Here is a 6,841-nt window from a genome sequence, read left to right as displayed (position 1 = left end):
GCGCAACAAGGCGCAGATCGACGGCCGTTTCATCAATGTCACCCGTGCCGAGATCGACGGCGACAGCACCTGGCTGATGACCACCTGGCTGATGACCGGTGAGCTCAGCCTCGGCAGAACCGGCACCGTGGCACTGGGCAATGGCAGCACGTTCAACACCCTCACTGCCGACACCTTCACCGGCAATGGCGGCACCCTGCTGTTCAACACCATGCTCGGCGATGACAGCTCGTTGACCGACAAGCTGGTGATCAACGGCGACGCCAATGGCCAGGCGAACGTGCGCTTGCTCAATGCTGGCGGCGCCGGTGCGAAGACCGACAAGGGCATCGAGCTGATCCGCGTGGGCGGTGCGTCCAATGCGCAGTTCGATCTGCAGGGCCGCGCGGTGGGCGGGCAGTACGAGTACTTCCTGTTCAAGGATGCCAGCGACGGCGGTTGGTACCTGCGCTCGGCGCTGGCCGGCGCGCCGGACCCGTGCGTTGTTGATCCCACGCTGCCGGAGTGCAGGCCGATCAATCCGGTGGACCCCGTCAATCCGATCGACCCGATCGATCCGATCAACCCAGGGCCGGTGCTGCGCCCGGAAGCAGGCGCGTACCTGGCCAACCAGTTCGCGCTGGACCAGCTGCTGCGCCACGGCTTGCGCGACCGACAGGGCGGCAGCGCCACCGCCGCCGATGGCGTGCGCGGCTGGGCCCGCGTGGACGCCACGCAGAGCAGGCTGTCGGCGGTGGAAGACCAGCTGGACCTGCGCGTGGACCGCTCGCGCCTGCAGCTGGGTGCGGACGTGGGCGTTTTCGACAACGGCCGTGGCCGCGTGGGTGTGATGGGTACCGTTGCGCAGTCCAGCGCTACCTCGCGTTCGGATATCACCGGCTACAGCGCACGCGGCAAGGTGGAAGGCGGCGCGCTGGGTGTGTACGGCAACTGGAGCACCGATGCGCTGTATGTGGATGCCAGCGTGCAGCGCGGCCAGTTCCGCAACCGCGTGCAGGGCGAAGGCCTGGCCGAGGAACGCTATGACTCGGATCTCTGGCAATCGTCACTGGAAGCGGGTTATCGCTTCAACATCGGCCAGATCGGCAGCACGGCGCTGACCCTGCAGCCGGAGCTGCAGCTGGTCTACACCGATGCGAACACGGATGTGCACAGCGAAGCCAACGGCACCGTGGTGCGCGCACTGGGTGACAGCGGTTTGTCCGGCCGTGCAGGCCTGCGCCTGCAGGGTGAAGGCCGCAGCGCCGCCGGTGCCTCGGTCAGCCCGTACGTGGTGGCGAACTGGTACCGCGATGGCGCCAGCAACGGCATGGCGTTTGACGAGGAAGCACTGAACGCCAGCGTGCCGCGCAATCGCTACGAATTGAATGCAGGTGCGCGGGTTGACTTCCGCACCGGGCTGAGTGCGTCGGGTGGGTTTGGCGTGATGCGCGGTGACCACGGCTACCGCGAAGCGACGGCTAACGTCAGCGTGGCCTACCGCTGGTAGTGCATCACCGCAGCGGAGATGCCTTGCCAACGCACTCGGCATCTTCGCTGTGCATTCCCCTTCTCTCCCCAGTCACCCATGCCATGAAATCAGATACAACCTCCCCACGCGGGCGGGCGCTACGTCCGCACTCAGCGCTTCCTGGATACTGCCTGCTGACCGCACTTGCCGTGTGCGTCGATACTGCCGCAGCAAGGGAACTGATCGGCGAATCCGCAGAGGTACTGCCGGGCCATCCGATCGAATCCTGGCGCTTGCGAGCGGACTCCCAGCTGCAGGTCAATGGTGCCGAAACGGTTGAACTCGAGGCCTTCGATGAATCCTCCCTTGTCCTGACGGATGCCACAGTGCGCTTTGATGGCTCGAGGACGCATGGCGCTATCCAGCTGGCCGACAGATCGACACTCACTGCCTACCGTTCTTCAATCCTGGGCCAAGGCTTGATAGTGAAGGACGCGGCGTCGGCCCGATTGTCCGGCAGCAGTGTGCAGGTCACGCGCGCTGCAGGCTTGGCTGGCTACGAATACTTCACCATCGGGATCGAGATGGAACCCAGCGCCGGTGCGCCATCGAGCGCAGACGTTGAACTCGATGCGACGTACGTGCGTGTAGAGCAGCCCGACTATCCGCAACGGGGCAATACCGGGGTCGGCATACGCCAGGCGCATGGCAGGGTGATGGTGCGCAATGGCTCGCGCATCGTTGCAGATGACATCGGCGTTATTCTGTACAGCTATCGCGATGATCCGCACATCAGCCTTGTCATCGATGATTCGACCGTCATCGGTGGCAGCGGAGCAGCCATCCATGTCGCCACGATCGAGCGGGCACCTGTCTTCGACATCACCGTATCCAACGGTGCGCAGCTTCACGGCGGCGATGGTCACCTGCTGCGTGTCGGCTCATTTATTCCTGGCTACAGTGGCGCCTCCATCGTGCGCTTTACCGTTGACGGTTCGCGCCTTGCTGGCCACGTCGCCAGCGACGATGCCAGCGCACGCCGGGGCAGCTTGCACGTGGCCCTGCGTAACAGGGCGCAGATCGATGGGCGCTTCATCAACGTCACCAGCGCCAACATCGCCAGCGACAGCACCTGGCTGATGACCGGCGACAGCGACGTTGGCCACCTCACCCTGGGCAATACCGGCACTGTGGCGCTGGGCAACGGCAGCACCTTCAATACCCTTGCCGTCGATACCTTCGATGGTGCGGGCGGCACGCTGCTGTTCAACACCCACCTGGGCGACGACAGTTCGGCCACCGACATGCTGGTGATCAACGGTGACGCCAATGGCCAAGCCAACGTGCAGGTGCTCAATGCCGGCGGCGCCGGTGCGAAGACCGACAAGGGCATCGAGCTGATCCGTGTAGGCGGTGCCTCCAATGCGCAGTTCGATCTGCGGGGCCGCGCGGTGAGCGGGCAGTACGAGTACTTCCTGTTCAAGGATGCCAGCGACGGCGGCTGGTACCTGCGCTCGGAGATTCCCGCAGGTCCGGACCCGTGCGACACAGATCCCACGCTGCCGGAATGTGCGGCGGTTGATCCGGTTGACCCAGTGGATCCCGTTGATCCGATCGATCCCGTTGATCCGATCAACCCGGGCCCGCTGCTGCGCCCGGAAGCAGGCGCCTATCTGGCCAACCAATTCGCCATGGACCAGCTTCTGCGCCACGGCTTGCGCGATCGCCACGGCGGCAGCACCGCCACTGACGGCGTGCGCGGCTGGGCCCGGGTGGACGCCACGCAGAGCAAGCTGTCGGCCGTGGAAGACCAGCTGGACCTGCGCGTGGACCGCTCGCGCCTGCAGCTGGGTGCGGACGTGGGCGTTTTCGACAATGGTCGTGGCCGTGTGGGCGTGATGGGTACCATTGCGCAGTCCAGCGCCACCTCGCGCTCGGATGTGACCGGCTACAGAGCACGTGGCAAGTTGGAAGGCGGCGCGCTGGGCGTGTATGGCAACTGGAGCACCGATGCGCTGTATGTGGATGCCAGCGTGCAGCGCGGCCAGTTCCGCAACCGCGTGCAKGGCGACGGCCTGGCCGAAGAGCGTTACGACTCGGATATCTGGCAGTCATCCGTGGAAGCCGGTTACCGCTTCGGCATTGGCCAGATCGGCACTACCACGCTGAGCCTGCAGCCGGAACTGCAGCTGGTCTACACCGATGCAAAGACTGACGTGCATACCGAAACCAACGGCACCGTGGTGCGCGCAGCGGGCAACAGCGGCCTGTCCGGTCGTGCTGGCCTGCGCCTGCAGGGTGACGGCCACCCGGCGGCGGGTGCCTCGGTCAGCCCGTATCTGGCGGCCAACTGGTACCGCGATGGCGCCGGCAATGGCATCGCCTTCGACGATGAAGTGCTGAAGGCCGGCATCCCGCGCAACCGCTATGAACTGAGCGCGGGTGCGCGCGTGGAATTCCGTTCCGGCTTCAGTGCCTGGGGCGGGTTCGGGGTGATGCGTGGTGACAGTGGCTACCGCGAAGCGACGGCGAACCTGAGCGTTGCCTACAAGTGGTGATGTAAACACGAACGGCGCCGGTTAGATCCGGCGCTGTTCTGCTCTCCGTAGCGCCGAGCATGCACTCGGCTCCACAACAAATGTCGCAACTGGCACGCGCAGGCGTGCTCGGCTTCGCGCAGCGCGTTCGATATGCGTCTGCAACATTTTCGAAATTGAAACTTTTCTGATTGGTATAGCAGCACCTGCGTGCACATCATGGCGCGCCACCGACAACGGGTGGCACGGGCTTGCAATCCCGTTAGGTTGATGTGTTGTTTACGCTTGCCTGTCGGCGTCGCGCTTTCCTTGTTGGGCGGCGTCGGCAGGCAATCCGTCCGCGCCCTATGGCGGGCGGTGCGTGGGGGTCTCGTACCCGCCGGCGTTTCTACATCAACCTCCGGTATTGCAACCACGCACCGTCCGCCGCCCTCGCCCAGCGCGAGGGCGGCCCCTTGCTCCGCACTCAAGGACGCCGCCATGACTTCTTCGCTCTATCCCTATCTGTTCGCCACACTGGGCGACGCCGTCGAACGCTTGCCGGACGATCTGGCCAAAGCACTGGAAACCACATTGGGCAGCACAATGCGCGCCCACGCCGACGAAGGCATCACCCTGCTCGGCTGCCTGCAGCGCATCCGCCACGTGGACGCTGCAGGCGGCCAACCGTGGCCGGACAAGGGACGCAAACAGTGCTTTGGTTTCGCGATGGCACGCATCGACCGCGCCAATGCCGGGCTGACCTTGCTGCTGGAACTGCTGCACGCCATCGAACGCGTGCGCGTGGACGGCGATGCCGACCAGCAGGTGGGCGATGACGTGCGCGAAGGGCTGCTATTGGCCTGCCGTGGGCTGGCCGAGTATGTGGATGTGCAGTTGCGGGTGGCGTAAGCAGGGCTGCTGCACGCGCCGGCCCTGCCCTTGGTAGCTGCCAACCTTGGTTGGCATGGCCGCAAGGCCATATGCAGGACGAGACGGCGTGCCAACCAAGGTTGGCACCTACCGGAGCAACACGGTAGCGCCGGGCCATGCCCGGCGTTCTGGTAGGCGTCGACCTTGGTCGACGCAGCATTGGCGCGCAACCCTGACACATCCGTACCAACCAAGGTTGGCAGCCACCAGGACAACACGGTAGCGCCGGGCCATGCCCGGCGTTCTGGTAGGCGTCGACCTTGGTCGACACAGCGTCGGCACGAAGGCCTGACACATCCGTGCCAACCAAGGTTGGCACCCGCTAGAGCAGCGCGGTAGCGCCGGGCCATGCCCGGCGTTCTGGTAGGCATCGACCTTGGTCGACGCAGCATTGGCGCGCAACCCTGACACATCCGTGCCAACCAAGGTTGGCACCCGCTAGAGCAGCGCGGTAGCGCCGGGCCATCCCCGGCGTTCTGGTAGGCGTCGACCTTGGTCGACGCAGCATTGGCGCGCAACCCTGACACATCCGTGCCAACCAAGGTTGGCACCTACCAGAGCAACACGGTAGCGCCGGGCCATGCCCGGCGTTCTCATGTGTCAGGCGAAATGCTCGTATCCGCTCGGGCCGTCGTGGCCTTCGGTGTGCACGCCCTGCCCTTCCATGATGCGGCCGATGCGGGTAATCGGCACGTCCAGCGATTCGGCGACGTAGTGCAGCGCGTCGCGCTGGTCGGCGGCGGCGGTGAAGCACAGTTCGTAATCGTCGCCGCCGTGCAGCGCGCAGTCACGGGCGCCATCGCGGCCGAGCAGTTCGCGCAGTGCCGACGACATCGGCAATGCATCGGCGTCGACTTCGGCGCGTACGCCGCTGCGTGCGAGGGTGGCGGCGGTGACGTTCAATGCGCCCTGCTGCCACAGGCGCAGCGCACCGGCMGCATCGCCGRGGGTGCCGCTGACCCAGATGTCATCGCCCAACTGTGCGCGATCACGCCGCAGGGCCTGGCCGCGGGATACCTGGCCCATCGCGGTCACCGACAGCGACAGCGGGCCACGCGTGGTGTCACCGCCGATGAGGGCGATGTCGTGCTGGTCGGCCAGGGCGAAGAAACCATCGGCGAAGGCATCGATCCAGTCTTCGCTGGCCTCGGGCAGCGACAGCGCCAGCGTGCACCAGGCCGGGCGCGCGCCCATCGCGGCGAGGTCGGACAGGTTGACGGCCAGCGTCTTCCAGCCGATGTCGAACGCCGGGGTCTCGGCCGGGAAATGCAYGCCGCTGTTGAGCGTGTCGGCGGTGACCACCAGTTGCTCGTTCGGGCGCGGCTGCAGCAGCGCGGCGTCATCGCCGATGCCGAGCACGATGTCGTCGCGCTCGACGGTGCGGGCGCRGATGCGGTCGATGAGGGCGAATTCGGCCAGGGACATGGGGCGCTCCCGCGTTTGTACGTGCCGCGCCGTGCGCGGTGGGCGGTAGTGCCGGCCGCAGGCCGGCAACCTCAGAATCCCTGCAGTTGCCGGCCAGCGGCCGGCATTACCACAGGTGGGTCAGTGACCCGATTCGACCTTGCGCCATTCCACGGCGGCACGATCCAGCACGCCGTTGACGTAGGTGTGGCCATGTTCGGAACCGAAGCGCTTGGCCGATTCGATGGCTTCGTTGATCACCACGCGGTACGGCACGTCCAAGCGGTAACGCAGTTCGTAACCGGCCAGGCGCAGCACGGCGCGTTCGATCGCGTCCACTTCGTCGATGCCACGGTCCAGGTACGGGCCGAAGGCTTCGTCGATGTCGCGACGGTTGTCGAGCACGCCATGCACCAGCGCTTCGAAGTACGCCAGGTCGGCGATTTCGCGGGCCTGTTCGTGGGCGAACTGGGCGATCAGCGACTGGCCGTTGCCGCCGGAGATCTGCCAGGCATAGATGGCCCAGGCATAGATGGCC

The 6,841-nt window shown here is 65.8% G+C and carries 6 protein-coding genes; 3 read left to right on the top strand and 3 right to left on the bottom strand.

Annotated features, from left to right (window positions below):
- Positions 1-1,489 (top strand): autotransporter family protein (locus AC1VAN_RS08540; RefSeq protein ID WP_480985628.1); only part of this gene is annotated, 1,489 nt, incomplete at its 5' end.
- A gap of 131 nt (positions 1,490-1,620) precedes the next feature.
- On the opposite strand, the gene AC1VAN_RS08535 is transcribed toward AC1VAN_RS08540, so the two are convergent.
- Complete coding sequence (locus AC1VAN_RS08535; protein ID WP_442251766.1) at positions 1,621-1,863, bottom strand: hypothetical protein; 243 nt, start codon at positions 1,861-1,863, stop codon at positions 1,621-1,623.
- Positions 1,864-1,935: 72 nt separating this feature from the next.
- On the opposite strand from AC1VAN_RS08535, the gene AC1VAN_RS08530 reads away from it, so the two are divergent.
- Both AC1VAN_RS08530 and AC1VAN_RS08525 read left to right on the top strand, forming a co-directional pair.
- On the top strand, positions 1,936-4,008 hold the full coding sequence (locus tag AC1VAN_RS08530; protein WP_480985627.1) for an autotransporter family protein: 2,073 nt from the start codon (positions 1,936-1,938) through the stop codon (positions 4,006-4,008).
- A gap of 459 nt (positions 4,009-4,467) precedes the next feature.
- Positions 4,468-4,878: a hypothetical protein gene (locus tag AC1VAN_RS08525; RefSeq protein WP_442251764.1), complete on the top strand. Its 411-nt coding sequence runs from the start codon at positions 4,468-4,470 to the stop codon at positions 4,876-4,878.
- 621 nt (positions 4,879-5,499) lie between these two features.
- On the opposite strand, the gene thiL is transcribed toward AC1VAN_RS08525, so the two are convergent.
- Together thiL and nusB are read right to left on the bottom strand one after the other, a co-directional pair.
- Positions 5,500-6,324: a thiamine-phosphate kinase gene (gene thiL, locus AC1VAN_RS08520; protein ID WP_480985626.1), complete on the bottom strand. Its 825-nt coding sequence runs from the start codon at positions 6,322-6,324 to the stop codon at positions 5,500-5,502.
- Between the two features lie 120 nt (positions 6,325-6,444).
- The coding region (gene nusB / locus AC1VAN_RS08515) for a transcription antitermination factor NusB (protein WP_480985625.1) at positions 6,445-6,841 on the bottom strand (397 nt) is incomplete at its 5' end.

The sequence above is a fragment of the Stenotrophomonas sp. 05L44_2 genome, from assembly GCF_056665995.1.
This window is presented reverse-complemented; position numbering and strand designations above follow the sequence as displayed.